The organism is Microbacterium sp. C-MGS6, assembly GCF_058140415.1.
Map to the genome: position 1 here is coordinate 2,289,329 of NZ_CM176934.1, position 18,628 is coordinate 2,307,956.

Sequence of the window (18,628 nt, forward strand, 5' to 3'; positions counted from 1 at the left end):
CGGCGAGCTGGTCGGGACCGCCTTCGTATTCGTCGTCAGCCACGGTGTGCTCCTCGGAGTCGTTCGATCACCGAGAGAACGGCGTCGATGGTCTGGGGGAAATCGAGTGCGGTCGAGTCGACGACCTCCACGCCTTCCGCGGCGTTGAGGAAGTCGACGACCGCGCTGTCGGAGGCGTCGCGCTTGTGCAGGGCGTGCGCGACGGCGGCGGCGTTCTCGCCTGCGAGCTCGCCCGCGCGGCGGGCGGCACGCACCTCCGGTGCGGCGGTCAGCAGGATGCGGACAGGCGCATCGGGTGCCACGACGGTCGTGATGTCGCGACCTTCGACCACCACGGCCGGGTACGGCGCCTCGGCGACCAGTGCCCGGAAGAGCTCGTTGACCTGGGTGCGCACCTCGGGCACCCGGGCCACGCCGCTCACGGCGCCGGACACGCGGGGCTCGCGGATCGCCTCCGTCACGTCCACGTCGCCGACACGTACCGTGCGATCATCCGGGTCGAGCCCGAGGCGGACCGGGAAGTCGGCGGCCGCGGCGCGTACGGCCTCCGCGTCGTCGGTGTCCGCGCCGCGATCGAGCACGTGCCAGGCGAGAGCCCGGTAGGCCGACCCGGTGTCGAGGTAGCCGAAGCCCTCGCGACGCGCGATCGCCTTGGACACGCTCGACTTGCCGGACCCGGCGGGACCGTCGATGGCGATGAACTTCGTGGCGGAGACGGTGGAAGTGTCAGTCATTGGTGTTCCCTGCGATGCGCCAGCCGCGTTCCTGGAGCCCGGTGATCGCGCCGTGCAGCGCCGCGGGGTCGACACTGATCTCGGCGAGGCCGAACTGCGCGCCGGGAGAATGCTCCAGCCGCAGGTCCTCGACGTTGACGCCCAGCTCGCCGAGCTCGCCGAACAGGCGCCCCAGCTGACCGGCGGTGTCGTCGACCATGACGACCAGTGTCTCGAAGCGTCGGTTCTGTCCGTGCTTGCCGGGGAGGCGCTCGACACCGTCGTTGCCCTGGCGGATGGTCTCCGCGAGCACGCGTCGGGCACCCGGTGCGCCCGGAGCGCGCAGCGCATCGGCGACCTCGCTCAGATCGGTCGCCAGCGCGTCGAGGATCTCGACCACGGGACCGGCGTTGGCGCCGAGGATCTGCACCCACAGCTCGGGAGCGGACGCGGCGATGCGCGTGGTGTCCCGCACGCCCTGCCCTGCCAGGCGGAGCGCGCCCTCCTCGGCCCCGGCGAGACGCCCGGCGAGGAGACTCGCGATGACCTGCGGCACATGCGAGGTGAGGGCGACGGAGCGGTCGTGCTCCTCGGGAGTCATCTCCAGCGGCATCGCGCCGACATCGAGGGCCAGCGCCTCGACCAGCGCGAGGTCCCGCGCGGTGGTGTCCTCGTCGCGGCACACGACCCACGGCCGTCCGATGAACAGGTCGGCTCGCGCCGAGATCGCCCCGCCGCGCTCCCGGCCGGCGAGCGGGTGGGAGCCGATGTAGCGGGCGAGGTTCACACCGCGGTCACGGAGCGTGCGGAACGGCTCCAGCTTCACGCTCGCGACATCCGTCACGACGGCGTCGGGGTAGCGCTCGAGCTCTGCCTGGATCACGTCGGCGGTCACATCCGGCGGCACGGCCACGACGACGAGCACCGGGGCGTCGTCATCCTGCGGAAGGCGTCCGGCGCCGTAGTCGACGGCGAGGCGCAGCTGCGCGGGGGACGCATCCGTGAGGACCACGTCGATGCCCTTCGCGCGGAGGGCGTGGCCGACGCTGGCACCGAGCAGCCCGGCGCCGACGATGCGCACGGTGCCGGACAGGCGCGGCGCGACGGCACCGGCCTTCCGCGCCGCGGGCGCACTCGTCGTCTGGGTCATTCGCTCTCCTGCTCGCCTGGCGCCTCGGCGACACCGGATTCCCGGCGCGCGAGGGTCAACAGCGCGCCGAGTTCGATTTTACTCAGTTCCCGCGTCCGGCCCGCCGGGAGGGTTCCCAGGTGAAGCGGACCGAACTGCCGCCGCACCAGTTCGGTGACCGGATGACCGACCGCGGCCATCATGCGACGCACGATCCGGTTGCGTCCCGAGTGCAGCGTGAGCTCGACGAGGCTCGAGCCCGCCGACGTGTCGAGCAGGCGGGCCTTGTCGGCGGCGATGGGGCCGTCCTCCAGCTCGATGCCCTTCGTGAGCTTCGAGATGGTCTGCGCCGTCACCGTCCCCTCCACCTTCGCGATGTAGACCTTGGTGACGCCGAAGGACGGGTGCGCGAGGACGTGCGCGAGCTCGCCGTCGTTGGTGAGCAGCAGCAGGCCGCTGGTCTCGGCGTCCAGGCGCCCGACGTTGTAGAGCCGCTCCTCGTAGTCCTTCGTGAAGCGCCGGAGATCCGGACGACCGCTCTCGTCGCGCATGCTGCTGACCACGCCCGTCGGCTTGTTCAGCATCACGTAGCGCTTGGACACGTCGAGCTGCACCGCAGTGCCGTCGACGTCGACGAGGTCGCGCTCCGGGTCGATGCGGCGGCCGAGCTCGGTGACCACCTGGCCGTTCACGCGGATACGCCCCTCGACGATGTACTGCTCGACGACCCGACGGGACGCGACGCCGGCGGCGGCCAGCACCTTCTGCAGTCGGACGCCCTCGGGGGCTGCGGAATCGTGGGCGTCGGTGGTCATCGGACCGTCCCTTCGTCGAAGCCGTCGGCGCCGTCATCGAGGAGCGGCGAGATCGGCGGAAGCTCATCCAGAGAGTTGATGCCGAGATGCTGGAGGAGCGCATCGGTCGTGCCGTAGTTGATCGCCCCGGTCTCGGAGTCGGCGAAGAGCTCGGTGATCAGGCCTCGTGCGAGGAGCGTGCGGACCACGGAGTCGACGTTGACCGCGCGGATCGAGGCGACCTGGCTGCGGGTGACGGGCTGCTTGTAGGCGATCACCGCGAGCGTCTCCAACGCGGCCTGCGAGAGCCGGGCCGGAGCCTGGCCGCCGACGAACTCCGCCACGACCGGATCCAGGTCTTCGCGGACGTAGAGCCGCCATCCGCCGCCGACCTCCCGCAGCTCGAAGCCGCGCCGCGGACCCGCGCCCCGGCCGTCGTAGTCCTCGACCAGCGACTCGACCGTCTGCCGGACGGCGGGCACCGGCGCGCCGACCGCCGCGGCGAGAGCCACCAGGCCGATCGGCTCGTCGACGATGAAGAGGATCGCCTCCACGCGCTCGCTGAGGGGCAACTCGGCACCCGTCACGGCGTCGGGCTCCTCGCGGAGCCCGGTTTCCGTCTCGGTCATGTCATCGGTCATAGTCGGCCCCCAGGGTCGCGAGTGTCTCGTCCGACCAGGAGTCGGCGGCCCAACGGAGCGTCAGCTCCCCGAGCGGTTCCAGTTGTTCGAAGGACAGCGCCGCGTGCCGGTACAGCTCCAGCACCGAGATGAAGCGGGCCACGACGATGCCCGGCTCGGTGACGCCGGCGACGAGCTCGCGGAAGCTCAGCGACTCGGTGCCGCGCAGCAGCGTGACGACGATCGCGGCCTGCTCGCGGATGCTGACCAGGGGCGCGTGCAGGTGGTCGAGCCCGACGTGCGGGATCTCCTTCGGTGCGAAGGCCAGCAGTGCCAGAGCCGCGAAGTCGTCGGTCGTGAGCGACCAGACGAGCTCGGGTGTCTTCTTCCGGTGCTTCTCCTCCAGCGGCACCGCGCGCACGTGGCGGCGGTCCTCCCGCTGCAGGCACCGTGCGAACCACGCGGAGACCTCCTTGAACGCGCGGTACTGCAGCAGACGGGCGAAGAGCAGGTCGCGCGCTTCGAGCAGGGCCACGGCCTCGGCATCGACGAGCTCGCCCTGCGGCAGCAGACCCGCCACCTTCATGTCGAGCAGGGTCGCGGCGACGACGAGGAACTCCGACGCCTGGTCCAGCTCCTCCTCGTCCTCGAGGTCGGCGAGGTACGCGATGAACTCGTTGGTGACGGCGCTCAACGACACCTCGGTGATGTCCATCTCGTGCTTGGAGATGAGGGTCAGCAGGAGGTCGAAGGGGCCGTCGAAGTTCGACAGCGAGACCCGGAAACCGGCGTCGTCGGCGGAAGAAGCCTCCGCACCGTCGACGGCGTCGGCGAGTGCCGGGACCTCAGCGGTTCCGAGCTCGTCAGGCGACGGCGCCACGGGCGACCAGCTCCCTGGCCAGCCGCAGGTATGCCTGTGCGGCCGCGTGCTCCGGAGCGAACTCGGTGATCGGGACCCCCGAGACCGACGCATCCGGGAACTTCACGGTGCGGCCGATCACGGTCTCCAGCACGTCGTCGCCGAACGCCTCCACGACGCGTTCGAGCACCTCGCGCGAGTGCAGCGTGCGCGGGTCGTACATGGTCGCCAGCAGCCCGTCCATCTCGATGGAGGGGTTCAGGCGATCGCGCACCTTGTCGATGGTCTCGATGAGGAGCGCGACACCGCGCAGCGCGAAGAACTCGCACTCGAGCGGGATGATGACGCCGTGCGCCGCCGTCAGCGCGTTCACGGTCAGCAGACCGAGCGACGGCTGGCAGTCGATGAGGATGACGTCGTACTCCCCCGCCACCTGCCGGAGCACGCGGGCGAGGATCGTCTCGCGGGCGACCTCGTTGACGAGGTGCACCTCCGCGGCCGAGAGGTCGATGTTCGCGGGGAGGACGTCGAGACCGGGCACGTTCGAGTGCACGATCGCGTCGTGGGCGTCGCGCTTCGTGTCGAGCAGGAGGTCGTAGACCGTCGGCACGTCGTGCGTCTGGATGCCGAGACCGGCGGACAGGGCGCCCTGCGGGTCGAAGTCCACCGCGAGCACCTTGCGACCGTACTCCGCGAGGGCGGCGGCGAGGTTGATGGACGTCGTCGTCTTGCCGACGCCGCCCTTCTGGTTGCAGAGGGCGATGATGCGAGCGGGGCCGTGCGACTTCAGCGGCGCCGGGATCGGGAAGCCCTGATACGGACGGCCGGTGGGTCCCATGGGAGTGTCGTCGGCCTTCTGTGCCTTCGCCCTGGACTTCGCCGCTTTCTCAGCCACCGGTTCTCCTGCTCCTTCGTGCTTGCTCGATTGTAGCGGCCATGCGTTCCCCGGCCGTCCCGGCGCGCGGCGGGCCGCCTCGGGAGGAGGCGCGGATCCGCGCGGGATCAGCGTGCCCGGGGGTGCGAGGTCGCGTAGATGTCGCGGAGGGCGTCCACCGAGACGTGTGTGTAGATCTGCGTCGTCGCGACCGAGGAGTGCCCCAGCAGCTCCTGCACCACGCGCACGTCGGCGCCGCCCTGCAGGAGGTGGGTCGCGAAGGAATGCCGCAGCGTGTGCGGGGAGACCTCGGCGGTGAGCTGCGCGCGCTCCGCGGCGGAACGGATCACCAGCCAGGCGCTCTGCCGCGAGAGCGGAGCGCCCCGCGCGCCGAGGAAGAGCCGGGCCGACGCACGTCCCTTCGCCGCGAGGCCCGGGCGGACCCGGGTGAGATACGCGTCGACCGCGGCGCGGGCATACGACCCCACGGGGACGATGCGCTCCTTCGAGCCCTTTCCCCGCAGGCGCAGCACCTCGCCGTGCGCCATGTCGTCGACGTCCAGACCGACAGCCTCCGACACCCGGGCACCCGTCGCGTAGAGGAGCTCCAGGAGCGCCCTGTCGCGGATGCCGAGCGGCTCCTCGGCCGACGGCGCGGCGAGCAGCCGCTCCACCTGGTCGATCGTGAGGGCCTTGGGGAGCCGGCGCGGGGTCTTCGGCGGGCGGAGGCGCCCAGTCGGATCGTCCGCCTCGATGCCCTCCCGGGCGAGGAACCGGTGCCAGCCGCGCACCGAGGACTGCAGGCGCGCCAGGCTCGTCGCCGCGGGCGGCGGCTCCGCCGAGGCACGGTCGGCGACGAAACGGTCGACCACCATGGACGTGATGTCCGCGGTGTCGTCGATCCCCTCCGCCGTGAGCCAGTCCCGGTAGCCCACGAGGTCCCGCCGGTAGGCGCCGACCGTGTGCGCGCTGAGGCCGCGTTCGATCGTCACGTGACGCAGATACGCGTCGAGGGCGCGATCGAGCAGCATCCTCAGCCTCGGTCGCGCAGCCTCTGCGCCGCGGCCAGCACGCCGATGGAGAGGATGCCGTTGCGCAGGCGTCCTGCCATCACTCCCGCGACGGCGTCTTCCAGCGGCACCCAGGCGAGCCGGATGTCCGCCTCCTCGTCCTCCCGGTCGTGCGCGGTCTCCGCGGCCGAGAGCCCGGTCGCGAGGAACACCCGGATGAGCTCGTCGTTGCCGCCGGGCGTCGTCCACGAGGACACCAGCGGCTCCCAGTGGGCGGCCACGAGGTCGGCCTCCTCCGCGAGCTCGCGACGGGCGGCCGCCATCGGCTCCTCGCCCTCGATGTCGAGGAGGCCCGCCGGCAGCTCCCAGTCGCGGTGGCGGATCGGGTGACGGTACTGCTGGATGAGCAGCACCCGCCCCTCGTCGTCCAGCGCGAGGATCGCGACGGCGCCGGGATGGGCGACGTACTGCCGCACGATCTCGCCCTCGCCGTAGCGGACACGATCGGAGCGGACGTCCCAGACGCGCCCTTCGTAGACGAGGTCGCTGCTCAGGACCTCCGGCTCGAAGGGCTCGTCGCGCAGCGACTCGTCCGCCGCGCCCATCCCCTGCTCACTCATCGACGGGCACGTCGAACAGCTCGCTCGCGCGGTGCCGGGCGATGGCCGCGCCGACGAGACCGCGGAACAGCGGGTGCGGGTCGGTCGGACGCGAGCGCAGCTCCGGGTGCGCCTGGGTGGCGATGTAGTACGGGTGCACGTCGCGCGGCAACTCGACGTACTCGACGAGGTCCAGCTCCGGGTTCAGGCCCGAGAACACCAGCCCCGCCTCCGACAGGCGATCGCGGTAGGCGTTGTTCACCTCGTAGCGGTGGCGGTGACGCTCGGACACCTCGGCGGCGCCGTAGACCTCGCGCGCCAGCGAGCCCTCCGCGAGAGCCGCCTGGTAGAGACCGAGGCGCATCGTGCCGCCCAGGTCGCCGCCGTCGAGGATCTCGATCTGCTCGGCCATGGTCGCGATGACGGGCTCCGCGGTGTCCGGATCGAACTCGCTGGACGAGGCTCCGGCGATACCGGCCACGTCGCGGGCGTACTCGATGACCATGCACTGCAGGCCGAGACACAGGCCGAGGGTCGGGATCCCCTGCTCCCGGGCGAACTTCAGCGCGCCCAGCTTGCCCTCGATGCCGCGGATGCCGAAGCCGCCGGGCACGCAGATGCCGTCGAGCTCGGCCAGCTGCTCCTGCGCGCCCTCGGGCGTCTCGCAGAGGTCGGATGGGATCCAGCGGATGTTGACCTTGGTCTCCTGCGCGAAGCCGCCGGCCTTGAGGGCTTCGGTCACGGACAGGTAGGCGTCCGGCAGGTCGATGTACTTGCCGACCAGACCGATCGTGACCTCGTGCTTGGGGTTGTGCACCGCGTGCAGCACCTTGTTCCAGCGCGTCCAGTCGACGTCGTCGGCCTTCTGGTCGAGACCGAGGCGGCGCACGATGTAGGAGTCCAGGCCCTGCTCGTTGAGGGTGGAGGGGATGTCGTAGATGCTCGGCAGGTCGACGGTGTTGATGACACCCTCGACATCGACGTCGCACATGAGGGCGATCTTGTTGCGGTTGCTCGCGCTCACCGGGCGGTCGCTGCGGAGCACGAGCGCATCCGGCTGGATGCCCACCTGACGGAGCGCGGCGACCGAGTGCTGGGTCGGCTTGGTCTTCTGCTCGCCGGACGCCCCCATGAACGGCACGAGCGAGACGTGCACGAAGAACACGCTGTCACGGCCGAGCTCGTGACGCAGCTGGCGGGCCGACTCGAGGAAGGGCTGCGACTCGATGTCGCCGACCGTGCCGCCGACCTCGGTGATGATCACGTCGGGACGCGGGTCCTCGGTCGCCTGCAGCCGCATGCGGCGCTTGATCTCGTCGGTGATGTGCGGGATGACCTGCACGGTGTCGCCCAGGTACTCGCCGCGGCGCTCCCGCGCGATCACCTGCGAGTAGATCTGACCGGTCGTGACGTTGGCCGCCTCGGACAGGTTGATGTCGAGGAAGCGCTCGTAGTGGCCGATGTCGAGGTCGGTCTCCGCACCGTCGTCGGTCACGAAGACCTCGCCGTGCTGGAACGGGTTCATGGTGCCCGGATCGACGTTCAGATACGGGTCGAGCTTCTGCATGACCACGCGGAGTCCGCGGGCGGTCAGGAGGTTGCCCAGGCTGGCCGCGGTGAGCCCCTTGCCCAAAGACGAAACGACACCACCAGTCACGAAGATGTGCTTGGTCGTGTCGTTCTTGGGCCCCGCAGAAGAAGAGTTCATCACGGGCTTCTATCCTAACAGTTCGTTCAGACGCCGAGGCTTAGAAGCTCACGGGCGTGGGTGAGTGCGGCATCGGAATCCGCGAGTCCGGAGAGCAGGCGAGCCATCTCGGCCTCGCGCTCCTCCCCGTCGAGCCGCCGCACGCTGGAGGCGGTGACGGCGCCGTCGTTCGATTTCACGACGGTCAGGTGGTTGTTCGCGAAGGCGGCGACCTGCGCGAGATGGGTGACGGCGATCACCTGCGACTTCTCGGCGAGTCGGGCGAGTCGTCGACCGACCTCGATGGCCGCGGCACCGCCGATGCCGGCGTCGACCTCGTCGAACACGAAGGTGGGAACCGGGTCGGTCGCCGCGATGACGACCTCGATCGCGAGCATCACGCGCGACAGCTCGCCGCCGGACGCACCCTTGGCGACGGAGCGGGGTTCGGCGCCGGGGTGCGGCGCGAGCAGGATGGCGACGTCATCGCGCCCGTGGGTGCTCTCGGCACCAGGCGCCACGGACACCTCCAGGCGTGCGTCCGGCATCGCCAGCGCGTGGAGCTCGGCGGTCACGGCCTCGCCGAGCCGGACGGCGGCCTCGCTCCGGGCGGCGGTGAGGGCGTCGGCGCGGGCGTCGAGCTCCGCCCTGGCCGCGTCGCGCTCGGCGGTGAGGCGTTCCAGACGCTCCCCGTCGTCGTCGAGCTCGGCCAGCCGTGCGGAACCGGTCTGCCACAGTGCCAGCGCCTCCGCCAGCGAACCGTGCTGACGGATGAGGACACCGAGCGCGGCCCGGCGTTCCTCGACGGCTGCCAGCTCGTGCGGGCCGGACTCGTCGAGGTCGGCGAGGAAGCCGGAGAGCACGCCGGCGGCGTCGGCGATCCGGTAGCCGATGTCGGCCAGGGTCGCGGCGACCTCCGCCAGCTTCGGGTCCGACACGCGCTCGATCGCTCGGCGTGCCTCCGCGACCAGCGCCGACGCATCGGGCTCGCCCTCCTCGTTCGAGAGGGAGCCGTGGGCCAGGGCGGCCGCGAGCCGCAGCTCCTCCGCGTTCGCGAGGCGTTCGGCGCGGGCCGTCAGCTCCTCATCCTCACCCTCTTCGGGAGCGGTGGCTTCGATCAAGGCCAGGTCCTCCCGCAGCCGGGCGGCCTCCTCGGCGCGCCGGTCGCGGTTCGCGGTGATGTCGACGATCTCGGCGTCGAGCGTGCGCCAGTGCTCGAACGCGGCCTGATACTCCTCCAGCGCCCGGGCGATGGCCTCGCCGCCGAAGCGATCGAGGGCGTCGCGCTGCGCGGCCGCCGATCGCAGCCGCAGCTGCTCGGACTGTCCGTGCACCACGATGAGCTCGTCGGCGAGCGAGGACAGCACACCCGCCGGTGCGGCGCGGCCGCCGACGCTCGCACGACTGCGGCCTTCGGCGCTGAGGGTGCGCGAGACATACAGCTCCGCAGTCCCGGCGCCTGCCGGCTCCAGCTCTCCCCCGGCCTCGGCGACGATGTCGGCGACCTCACCGGTCTCCGGCACGATCCACACACCGGCCACCGACGCCTGCGCCGCGCCCTTGCGCACGGCGCCGGAGTCGGCGCGCTGTCCGAGAAGCAGGCCGAGACCGGTGACCACCATGGTCTTGCCCGCTCCGGTCTCGCCGGTGATGGCCGTGAAGCCGGGCCCGAGCGGCAGGACGGCATCGGCGATCACGCCGAGCCCCTGCATGCGCATCTCCTCGATCATGCCTCGCTCCTCCGTTCCTGTCCGCGCCATCCCTCGACGGGCAGCTGGAACTTGCGGACGAGACGATTCGTGAACGCGGTGGGGTGCAGTCGCGCGAGGCGGACCGGGCGCGATGAACGACGGACGACGACGCGGGCACCCGGCGGAAGGTCGTGGGAACGACGGCCGTCGCACCAGAGGATGCCGGAGCCGTCCGTCCGCTCCAGCATCTCGATCGCCACGGCCGCGTCGGGGCTCACCACGAGCGGCTTGGCGAAGAGGGCATGGGCCGACAGCGGGACGACGGCGATGGCCTCGACCGTCGGCCAGATGACCGGGCCGCCGGCGGAGAAGTTGTAGGCGGTCGAGCCGGTCGGGGTGGAGACGACCATGCCGTCGCAGCCGAAGCTCGACAGCGGCCGCCCGTCGATCTCGAGCACCACCTCGATCATGCGCTCCCGGCTCGCCTTCTCGACGGTCGCCTCGTTCAGAGCCCAGGTCTCGAAGACGACGTCGCCCGAGGCGTCCTTCACCCGCACCGACAGCGCCAGGCGCTCCTCGACCTCGTAGTCGCGGGCGATGACGCGGCGCATCGCGTCGTCCATGTCGTCCCGGTCGATCTCCGCGAGGAAGCCGACGTGGCCCATGTTGATGCCGAGCACCGGGGCGCCGCTGTCGCGGACGAGTTCCGCCGCACGGAGGATCGTGCCGTCGCCGCCGAGCACGATCGCGAGCTCGAGGGACGCCGGACCGGCGGAGGCATCCAGCACCTCGACGTCCGCGAAGAACGCATCGACCGCGGAGAGCTCCGCGTGGTCGTCGGCCGCCAGGACGGGGCGCACTCCCGCGCCGCGGAGGGCGTCGATCACCCGGCGGGCGGCCGCGACGGTGTCGACGCGACCCGCGTGGGCGACGACCAGGATCCTGCGCTCGTTCATCGTCCCCCTGCCAGCCGGTTGATGGTGTCCATCCATTCTGTCGGATTGCTGCCGCCGCCCGGCACGAGGTGGACGAGATACTCCGCATTGCCGTGGGTTCCGAGGATCGGGGAAGAGACGATCCCCGCCATCCCCATCCCCGCGTCCCACGCGCTCCACGCCACCCGGGCGACGGCATCGGCACGGGTGGCGGGGTCGGTGACGAGACCGCCGCGCACCGCCGTCCGGCCGACCTCGAACTGCGGTTTGACGAGCAGCAGGACATCGGAACCCGGCGCCGCGACGGCGACCACCGCGGGGAGCACGAGCTCGAGCGAGATGAAGGAGAGGTCGCCCACCACCAGGTCGGGCGAGGCGGACTCCCCCGTCGCCGCGGCGAGACTGTCACGGGTCATGTGCCGCACGTTGAAGCCCTCGACCGCGGTGACACCGGGGTCTGCCGCGATCGACGGGGCGAGCTGGCCGTGACCGACGTCCACAGCCAGCACGCGCCGCGCGCCGCGCTCCCGCAGCACCTGCGTGAAGCCGCCGGTCGAGGCTCCCATGTCCAGCGCGAGGCGCCCCTGCACGGGAATGGTGAAGCTGTCGAGCCCGGCGATGAGCTTGTGCGCGCCGCGGCTGACATAGTGGTCGGCGCCGGCCACCGTGATCGTGTTCTCCTCGCCGACCGCGGTCGAGGCTTTGACGACCGGGCGACCGTCGACGCTCACGAGACCGTCGGCGATGAGGGTGGCGGCGTGCGTGCGCGAACGGGCGAGTCCTCGGGAGGCGAGGGCAGCGTCGAGTCGCGTCATCGTGGTCCCGGAGTCTCCCGCTGTTCCAGCCGGGATCCGCTCTCGAGCCGTCGAGAGAGTTCATCGTGCAGGGCCGAGTACAAGTCCGCGCGTGCGGAGAGCGGCTGACCTTCGATCAGGCGCAGACGACTCCACAGGCCGTCCGTCGGCGCGCTGGTCGTCGTCTCGTCACTCACGCTTCCACTGTACGCGGCGCCGCCGACGGCCGACGGCGCCACGCGTGGCTCAGGGGCGGTGGAACGGGTCGGCGTACAGCCGTTCGGGAACCCGCAGCACGAACACCGGCGTACCGGACGCCCAGATGGCCGCGGCGCCGGCGCGGAGGAGGTCGAGCTGCTCGCCGGACTCGGCGACGATCTCGACGTCCGCTCCGTGGACGCGGACGGCGGCACCGTTCACGTCGAACACGCCGTCGGTCACGGTGGGCTCGGGATACGGCTCGTGCAGACCGCGCAGATCACCGAGGATGTAGGTCGGGCGTGAACCTTCCGGCGCGGCGAGGACGTGCTTGGGACGGTCGATGCCGGTCAGCACGAGCGCGGACTCGATGCCGGCGCGGCTGGCGCCCATGATGTCGGTGTCCAGGCGGTCGCCGATGAACAGAGCCTTCGCGGCACCGAAGCGGGCGAGCGCCTCCTCGAAGATCGGGGTCTCCGGCTTGCCCGCCACCGTCGCCAGTCGACCGATCGCGGTGTGCACGGCGGAGACGAGGGTGCCGTTGCCGGGGGCGACGCCGCGCTCGCGCGGGATCGTCCAGTCCGTGTTCGTGGCGATCCAGGGGATGCCGCCCTCGTCCTCAGGGACTTTCAGCGCGAACGCCGCCTCGGCGAGGTCCGTCCAGGCCACCTCGGGCGCGAACCCCTGGACCACGGCCTGCGGAGCGTCCTCGGCGCTGCGCGTCACCGTGTACCCGGCCTTCTGCACCTCGTCGACGAGCCCGTCGCCGCCGACCACGAGGATGGTCGCCGGCGCGGGAACGATCCCGGACAGCAGACGCATCGCGGCCTGCGGGCTCGTGACGACGTCCTGCGGAGCGACGTCGAGCCCGAGACTGGTCAGATGCGCGGCCACGGAGGCGTCCGTGCGCGAAGCGTTGTTGGTGATGTAGCCGAGACGCACCGCGTGCGCCGCGGCGTTCAGGCTCTCGACCGCGTGCGGCAGAGCCCCCGGACCGGCGTAGACGACGCCGTCGAGATCGGCGAGGACGGTGTCCATGCCCTCGAGAGGCGTCCGTCCCGCTCGAGACCTCCGTGCCTTGGGTGTGAAGAGCCCCACTACGCCTCCGGCTTCTCGGATGCGGAGGGCGAGTCGTCCTCCGTCTCGTCGTCCTCGCCGAGCAGTTCGCGCACCTCGTCTTCGATGGACGGCTCGGCGGGCGCGGGGGTCTCGTTCGTGTCGGAGGAGGACGAGTCGTCTCCGGTCTCCGCGTCGGAAGCCTCTTCTTCCTCGGAGTCGGAGTCGGTGTCGTCCGCGGAGTACTCCTCCTTGTCGGACACAACATCCTCGACGGAGACAGCGTGCTCGTCGGAGAACTCGTCCTCGACGAGACCGTCCTCGACGTAGAGCTCCTCGTCGCCGGCCTCATCCACACCGAGAGCCTCCGCGGCGACCTCGGCGCGGTGCGCCCAGAACTCCGCCTCGTCCGTGCGGCCGAGATCTTCCAGGACGGCGGCGCGCGCGGCGAAGAGCGCGGGGCTCCACTCGAACGCGCGATCCGGGTCGAGCTCCGGGATCTCGAGCTCCCCGAGGGCCAGCTCCAGGTCACCCTGGTCCAGCCGGGCACCCGACATCGCGATCGCGAGAGCGACGCGCACGGGGGTGGTCAGAGCCGATCGGTCCACGGCGCGGCCGGTCTCGAGGGCGCGGTCGGGACGCCCGATGCCGCGTTCGCTGTCGACCATGAGGGCGATCTGGTCGTCCTTGCCGGAGATCCGACGATAGGTGCGCAGTTCCCGCAGGGCCAGAGCGAAGTCACCCGTCGCGTAGGCGGTGATGCCCAGGGTCTCCCGGACGATCGCGATGCGCCCTGCACGACGCGACGCTGCGAGTGCGTGCTCGTGCGCCAGGGTCGGGTCCTCGTCGATCAGCCGAGAAGCCATCGCCAGATGCCGAGCGACGAACTCCGCGTTCTCCTTGCTGAGCGTCTTCAGCTCGTTGCGCGCGGAGGGGTGCAGGTCGCGCGCGGTGACATCCTCCGGGACGCGGGGCTCGTCGAACCGCGGACGCTCGCTCGCCGCGTTGGCAGGACGCTCCCGCCCCGCACCGCCGCGCTGCGGGAAGGACCGGGACCGGTCACTCCCCCGCTCCCGGTCGAATCCACCCTCACGGCGCGGTGCGCTGTCACGGTTGTTGTACCCGCCTTCACGGCGCGGGGCACCACCGTCACGGTTGTACCCGCCCTCACGGCGCGGCGCACCACCGTCACGGTTGTAACCGCTTTCGCGACGAGGGGCACCACCATCGCGGTTGTAGCCACCCTCACGACGCGGGGCACCACCGTCACGGTTGTACCCACCCTCACGACGCGGAGCGCTGTCGCGGTTGTTGTAACCGCCTTCGCGACGAGAGGCACCACCATCGCGGTTATAACCGCCTTCGCGACGGGGCGCACCATCACGGTTGTTGTAACCGCCTTCGCGACGAGGGGCACCACCATCACGGTTGTTGTAACCGCCCTCGCGACGAGGGGCACCACCATCACGGTTGTAGCCGCCTTCACGACGGGGCGCACCACCGTCACGGTTGTACCCGCCCTCACGACGCGGGGCACCACCATCGCGGTTGTAACCACCTTCACGACGCGGGGCACCACCATCGCGGTTGTAACCACCTTCACGACGCGGGGCACCACCATCGCGGTTGTAACCACCTTCACGACGCGGAGCGCTGTCGCGGTTGTAACCACCTTCACGACGCGGAGCGCTGTCGCGGTTGTAACCACCTTCACGACGCGGCGCGCTGTCGCGGTTGTAACCACCCTCACGACGCGGAGCACCACCATCGCGGTTGTAACCGCCTTCACGACGCGGAGCGCTGTCGCGGTTGTAACCGCCCTCACGACGAGGGACACCGTCACGGTTGTTGTAACCACCCTCACGACGAGGGCCACCACCATCGCGGTTGTAACCGCCTTCACGCCGAGGGCTTCGGTCGCCGGAGCCGGCACGAGAACCGCCGTCGCGGTATACGGGGCGACCTCCGGAAGGACGTTCGTTGCGCTGGTTCCCGTCGTTGCGACGCGGACGGCGCTCTTCCTCTTCCGGCATGGTGCTCCCTGTTCTCTGTTCTCTTCGCTCGTAAACGCAAAATGGCCACCCAACGATGGGTGGCCATTTCGACTAAAAGGAGTCCGGCGGTGTCCTACTCTCCCACAGGGTCCCCCCTGCAGTACCATCGGCGCTGTGAGGCTTAGCTTCCGGGTTCGGAATGTGACCGGGCGTTTCCCTCACGCTATGGCCGCCGAAACACTATTGATGTTTCAATCAAACCTAAAGCAATGATGAATCATTGTTGAAGGTAGTTCTCGACCGTACATCGAGAACCACTCAGTGGACGCAAGCACCAACAAACGGTGTGTTATCAAGTCATCGGCTTATTAGTACCAGTCAGCTGCACACGTTACCGTGCTTCCACATCTGGCCTATCAACCCAGTAGTCTGGCTGGGAGCCTCTCACCCGAAGGTATGGAAGTCTCATCTTGAGGCCGGCTTCCCGCTTAGATGCTTTCAGCGGTTATCCATCCCGAACGTAGCTAATCAGCGGTGCTCCTGGCGGAACAACTGACACACCAGAGGTTCGTCCAACCCGGTCCTCTCGTACTAGGGTCAGATCCTCTCAAACTTCCTACGCGCGCAGCGGATAGGGACCGAACTGTCTCACGACGTTCTAAACCCAGCTCGCGTACCGCTTTAATGGGCGAACAGCCCAACCCTTGGGACCTACTCCAGCCCCAGGATGCGACGAGCCGACATCGAGGTGCCAAACCATGCCGTCGATATGGACTCTTGGGCAAGATCAGCCTGTTATCCCCGAGGTACCTTTTATCCGTTGAGCGACAGCGCTTCCACAAGCCACTGCCGGATCACTAGTCCCGACTTTCGTCCCTGCTCGACCTGTCAGTCTCACAGTCAAGCTCCCTTGTGCACTTACACTCGCCACCTGATTGCCAACCAGGTTGAGGGAACCTTTGGGCGCCTCCGTTACTTTTTGGGAGGCAACCGCCCCAGTTAAACTACCCACCAGGCACTGTCCCTGAACCGGATTACGGTTCGAAGTTAGATATCCAGAGTGACCAGAGTGGTATTTCAACAATGACTCCACGGTAACTGGCGTCACCGCTTCAAAGTCTCCCACCTATCCTACACAAGCCACACCGAACACCAATACCAAGCTGTAGTAAAGGTCACGGGGTCTTTCCGTCCTGCTGCGCGTAACGAGCATCTTTACTCGTAATGCAATTTCGCCGAGTTCGCGGTTGAGACAGTTGGGAAGTCGTTACGCCATTCGTGCAGGTCGGAACTTACCCGACAAGGAATTTCGCTACCTTAGGATGGTTATAGTTACCACCGCCGTTTACTGGGGCTTAAATTCTCAGCTTCGCCTTGCGGCTAACCGGTCCTCTTAACCTTCCAGCACCGGGCAGGCGTCAGTCCGTATACATCGTCTTGCGACTTGGCACGGACCTGTGTTTTTAGTAAACAGTCGCTACCCACTAGTCTCTGCGGCCTCCAAACGCTTTCGGAGCAAGTCCTAATACGTCGAAGGCCCCCCTTCTCCCGAAGTTACGGGGGCATTTTGCCGAGTTCCTTAACCACGATTCTCTCGATCTCCTTGGTATTCTCTACCTGACCACCTGAGTCGGTTTGGGGTACGGGCGGCTAGAACCTCGCGTCGATGCTTTTCTCGGCAGCATAGGATCATCCACTTTTTATCCGCATCGTGTCTCAGCCTGTATGAGTCGCGGATTTGCCTACGACTCGGCCTACGCACTTGCACCAGGACAACCATCGCCTGGCTTGGACTACCTTCCTGCGTCACACCTGTTAATACGCTAACCGCACCAGCATGGGGTCACGTGCTCCCCTCCACGGTGTCACCCGAAGGTGACGATGTGAAGGCTCGGACGTTTAGCACCACTGGATTAGCTTGGGCGGTTCTTCGCCGGTACGGGAATATCAACCCGTTGTCCATCGACTACGCCTGTCGGCCTCGCCTTAGGTCCCGACTTACCCAGGGAAGATTAGCTTGACCCTGGAACCCTTGGTCTTTCGGAGGACGTGTTTCTCACACGTCATTCGCTACTCATGCCTGCATTCTCACTCGTGTAGCCTCCACGGCTGGTTTCCACCGCCGCTTCGCTGGCCACACGACGCTCTCCTACCCATCAACACGGCTGGACCACGAAGGCCTACCAATAATGTCAATGCCACAACTTCGGTGGCGTGCTTGAGCCCCGTTACATTGTCGGCGCGGAATCACTTGACCAGTGAGCTATTACGCACTCTTTCAAGGGTGGCTGCTTCTAAGCCAACCTCCTGGTTGTCAGAGCAACTCCACATCCTTTCCCACTTAGCACGCGCTTTGGGACCTTAGTTGGTGGTCTGGGTTGTTTCCCTCTCGACTATGAAGCTTATCCCCCACAGTCTCACTGCTGCGCTCTCACTTACCGGCATTCGGAGTTTGGCTGACGTCAGTAACCTTGTAGGGCCCATCGGCCATCCAGTAGCTCTACCTCCGGCAAGAAACACGCAACGCTGCACCTAAATGCATTTCGGAGAGAACCAGCTATCACGAAGTTTGATTGGCCTTTCACCCCTATCCACAGCTCATCCCCTCAGTTTTCAACCTAAGTGGGTTCGGTCCTCCACGACGTCTTACCGTCGCTTCAACCTGGCCATGGATAGATCACTTCGCTTCGGGTCTAGGACATGCGACTGAATCGCCCTATTCAGACTCGCTTTCGCTACGGCTACCCCACACGGGTTAACCTCGCCACATATCGCTAACTCGCAGGCTCATTCTTCAAAAGGCACGCTGTCACACCTACCAGGGGTGCTCCAACGGTTTGTAAGCAAACGGTTTCAGGTACTATTTCACTCCCCTCCCGGGGTACTTTTCACCTTTCCCTCACGGTACTTGTCCGCTATCGGTCATCTGGGAGTATTTAGGCTTATCAGGTGGTCCTGACAGATTCACACGGGATTTCACGGGCCCCGTGCTACTTGGGATACTCTCCACGCCAGAACACGCATTTCGACTACGGGGTTGGCACCCTCTATGACCGGCCTTTCAAGACCGTTCGTCTATACGCTTCTGTAACGTCGCCAGCTCGGCAGAACTGACTGGTGAGTCCCACAACCCCGAATATGCAACTCCTGCCGGATATCACACACACTCGGTTTAGCCTGATCCGGTTTCGCTCGCCACTACTAACGGAATCGCGGTTGCTTTCTCTTCCTGTGGGTACTGAGATGTTTCACTTCCCCACGTTCCCTCTACCCGCCCTATATATTCAGGCGGGAGTCACTAGGTCGGCACGCCGCCCAGCGGGGTTTCCCCATTCGGACACCCTCGGATCAAAACTTGCTTATCAGTTCCCCGAGGCTTATCGCAGATTGCTACGTCCTTCTTCGGCTCCAGATGCCAAGGCATCCACCGTTTGCTCTTAAAGACTTGAAATCACATGAGTTTGAATCAAAAACTCGACCCCATCCGAAGATGGAATCAGAAATTGACTAATGATCTTTAAGATCATCTTGTGCAACCAGCTCGAAAGCCGGCTGCAAGATGCTCGCGTCCACTGTGTAGTTCTCAAAGTACGGGCGGAACCCCCATCCACCTGCCCCCACAGGGACAAACAGAAAGAGGTCCAGAGGTTCAGACCAGACCCCGAAGGATCCGCA

Annotated in this window: 16 protein-coding genes and 2 rRNA genes; all 18 read right to left on the reverse strand. The window is 67.7% G+C overall.

Annotated elements, in window-relative coordinates:
- Positions 1 to 35: 35 nt before the first annotated feature.
- The 18 genes from cmk to AC3B5L_RS11265 all read right to left on the reverse strand — a co-directional run bounded on the left by cmk (position 36) and on the right by AC3B5L_RS11265 (position 18,404).
- Positions 36 to 734 (reverse strand): (d)CMP kinase, encoded by a 699-nt coding sequence (gene cmk, locus AC3B5L_RS11180; protein WP_259954753.1) that lies wholly within the window; start codon positions 732 to 734, stop codon positions 36 to 38.
- The gene (locus AC3B5L_RS11185) at positions 727 to 1,863 is read right to left on the reverse strand and encodes a prephenate dehydrogenase (RefSeq protein WP_259954750.1); all 1,137 of its coding nucleotides are present in this window, start codon (positions 1,861 to 1,863) and stop codon (positions 727 to 729) included. Before AC3B5L_RS11185 ends, cmk begins: the two co-directional genes overlap by 8 nt.
- Entirely contained in the window at positions 1,860 to 2,657 is a 798-nt protein-coding gene (locus AC3B5L_RS11190) for a pseudouridine synthase (protein ID WP_259954748.1), read from the reverse strand. The genes AC3B5L_RS11185 and AC3B5L_RS11190 overlap by 4 nt, the downstream gene beginning before the upstream one ends.
- Positions 2,654 to 3,277, reverse strand: a complete 624-nt coding sequence (gene scpB, locus AC3B5L_RS11195; protein WP_187661848.1) for an SMC-Scp complex subunit ScpB — start codon at positions 3,275 to 3,277, stop codon at positions 2,654 to 2,656. Before scpB ends, AC3B5L_RS11190 begins: the two co-directional genes overlap by 4 nt.
- Positions 3,267 to 4,136, reverse strand: a complete 870-nt coding sequence (locus AC3B5L_RS11200) for a segregation and condensation protein A (RefSeq protein ID WP_490095751.1) — start codon at positions 4,134 to 4,136, stop codon at positions 3,267 to 3,269. The genes scpB and AC3B5L_RS11200 overlap by 11 nt, the downstream gene beginning before the upstream one ends.
- The gene (locus AC3B5L_RS11205) at positions 4,120 to 4,953 is read right to left on the reverse strand and encodes a ParA family protein (RefSeq protein ID WP_164498181.1); all 834 of its coding nucleotides are present in this window, start codon (positions 4,951 to 4,953) and stop codon (positions 4,120 to 4,122) included. Before AC3B5L_RS11205 ends, AC3B5L_RS11200 begins: the two co-directional genes overlap by 17 nt.
- Before the next feature lie 164 nt (positions 4,954 to 5,117).
- Positions 5,118 to 6,020 carry a site-specific tyrosine recombinase XerD gene (gene xerD, locus AC3B5L_RS11210; RefSeq protein WP_268777288.1) on the reverse strand — a complete coding sequence of 301 codons (903 nt, stop codon included), beginning with the start codon at positions 6,018 to 6,020 and terminating at the stop codon, positions 5,118 to 5,120.
- 2 nt (positions 6,021 to 6,022) lie between these two features.
- Positions 6,023 to 6,619 (reverse strand): NUDIX domain-containing protein, encoded by a 597-nt coding sequence (locus AC3B5L_RS11215; protein WP_490095752.1) that lies wholly within the window; start codon positions 6,617 to 6,619, stop codon positions 6,023 to 6,025.
- Positions 6,612 to 8,306, reverse strand: coding sequence for a CTP synthase (gene pyrG, locus AC3B5L_RS11220; RefSeq protein ID WP_029989884.1), 1,695 nt, complete (start codon positions 8,304 to 8,306; stop codon positions 6,612 to 6,614). Before pyrG ends, AC3B5L_RS11215 begins: the two co-directional genes overlap by 8 nt.
- A 26-nt stretch (positions 8,307 to 8,332) precedes the next feature.
- Positions 8,333 to 10,015: a DNA repair protein RecN gene (gene recN, locus AC3B5L_RS11225; RefSeq protein ID WP_490095753.1), complete on the reverse strand. Its 1,683-nt coding sequence runs from the start codon at positions 10,013 to 10,015 to the stop codon at positions 8,333 to 8,335.
- Positions 10,012 to 10,932: an NAD kinase gene (locus AC3B5L_RS11230; RefSeq protein ID WP_187661853.1), complete on the reverse strand. Its 921-nt coding sequence runs from the start codon at positions 10,930 to 10,932 to the stop codon at positions 10,012 to 10,014. The genes recN and AC3B5L_RS11230 overlap by 4 nt, the downstream gene beginning before the upstream one ends.
- Entirely contained in the window at positions 10,929 to 11,726 is a 798-nt protein-coding gene (locus tag AC3B5L_RS11235; protein WP_366236902.1) for a TlyA family RNA methyltransferase, read from the reverse strand. Before AC3B5L_RS11235 ends, AC3B5L_RS11230 begins: the two co-directional genes overlap by 4 nt.
- Complete coding sequence (locus AC3B5L_RS11240) at positions 11,723 to 11,902, reverse strand: hypothetical protein (RefSeq protein WP_187661855.1); 180 nt, start codon at positions 11,900 to 11,902, stop codon at positions 11,723 to 11,725. The genes AC3B5L_RS11235 and AC3B5L_RS11240 overlap by 4 nt, the downstream gene beginning before the upstream one ends.
- 49 nt (positions 11,903 to 11,951) lie before the next feature.
- Positions 11,952 to 12,941 (reverse strand): HAD-IIA family hydrolase, encoded by a 990-nt coding sequence (locus AC3B5L_RS11245; protein WP_366236903.1) that lies wholly within the window; start codon positions 12,939 to 12,941, stop codon positions 11,952 to 11,954.
- Between the two features lie 59 nt (positions 12,942 to 13,000).
- Entirely contained in the window at positions 13,001 to 13,825 is an 825-nt protein-coding gene (locus tag AC3B5L_RS11250) for a hypothetical protein (RefSeq protein WP_490095754.1), read from the reverse strand.
- A 47-nt stretch (positions 13,826 to 13,872) separates the two neighbouring features.
- A complete protein-coding gene (locus tag AC3B5L_RS11255) occupies positions 13,873 to 14,892 on the reverse strand; it encodes a hypothetical protein (protein ID WP_490095755.1) in 1,020 nt (339 codons plus the stop codon).
- 181 nt (positions 14,893 to 15,073) lie between these two features.
- Positions 15,074 to 15,190 (reverse strand): 5S ribosomal RNA (gene rrf, locus AC3B5L_RS11260).
- 111 nt (positions 15,191 to 15,301) lie between these two features.
- A 23S ribosomal RNA gene (locus tag AC3B5L_RS11265) occupies positions 15,302 to 18,404 on the reverse strand.
- Between the last annotated feature and the right edge of the window lie 224 nt (positions 18,405 to 18,628).

Bases quoted from the DNA above. Each gene is read 5' to 3' on its own strand.
- AC3B5L_RS11250 (WP_490095754.1), bottom strand. From the start codon at position 13,825: ATGGCTTCTCGGCTGATCGACGAGGACCCGACCCTGGCGCACGAGCAC.
- pyrG (WP_029989884.1), bottom strand. From the start codon at position 8,306: ATGAACTCTTCTTCTGCGGGGCCCAAGAACGACACGACCAAGCACATC.
- cmk (WP_259954753.1), bottom strand. From the start codon at position 734: ATGACTGACACTTCCACCGTCTCCGCCACGAAGTTCATCGCCATCGAC.
- xerD (WP_268777288.1), bottom strand. From the start codon at position 6,020: ATGCTGCTCGATCGCGCCCTCGACGCGTATCTGCGTCACGTGACGATC.
- recN (WP_490095753.1), bottom strand. From the start codon at position 10,015: ATGATCGAGGAGATGCGCATGCAGGGGCTCGGCGTGATCGCCGATGCC.
- AC3B5L_RS11205 (WP_164498181.1), bottom strand. From the start codon at position 4,953: ATGGGACCCACCGGCCGTCCGTATCAGGGCTTCCCGATCCCGGCGCCG.
- AC3B5L_RS11245 (WP_366236903.1), bottom strand. From the start codon at position 12,941: ATGGACACCGTCCTCGCCGATCTCGACGGCGTCGTCTACGCCGGTCCG.
- AC3B5L_RS11215 (WP_490095752.1), bottom strand. From the start codon at position 6,619: ATGAGTGAGCAGGGGATGGGCGCGGCGGACGAGTCGCTGCGCGACGAG.
- AC3B5L_RS11230 (WP_187661853.1), bottom strand. From the start codon at position 10,932: ATGAACGAGCGCAGGATCCTGGTCGTCGCCCACGCGGGTCGCGTCGAC.
- scpB (WP_187661848.1), bottom strand. From the start codon at position 3,277: ATGACCGATGACATGACCGAGACGGAAACCGGGCTCCGCGAGGAGCCC.
- AC3B5L_RS11185 (WP_259954750.1), bottom strand. From the start codon at position 1,863: ATGACCCAGACGACGAGTGCGCCCGCGGCGCGGAAGGCCGGTGCCGTC.
- AC3B5L_RS11190 (WP_259954748.1), bottom strand. From the start codon at position 2,657: ATGACCACCGACGCCCACGATTCCGCAGCCCCCGAGGGCGTCCGACTG.
- AC3B5L_RS11235 (WP_366236902.1), bottom strand. From the start codon at position 11,726: ATGACGCGACTCGACGCTGCCCTCGCCTCCCGAGGACTCGCCCGTTCG.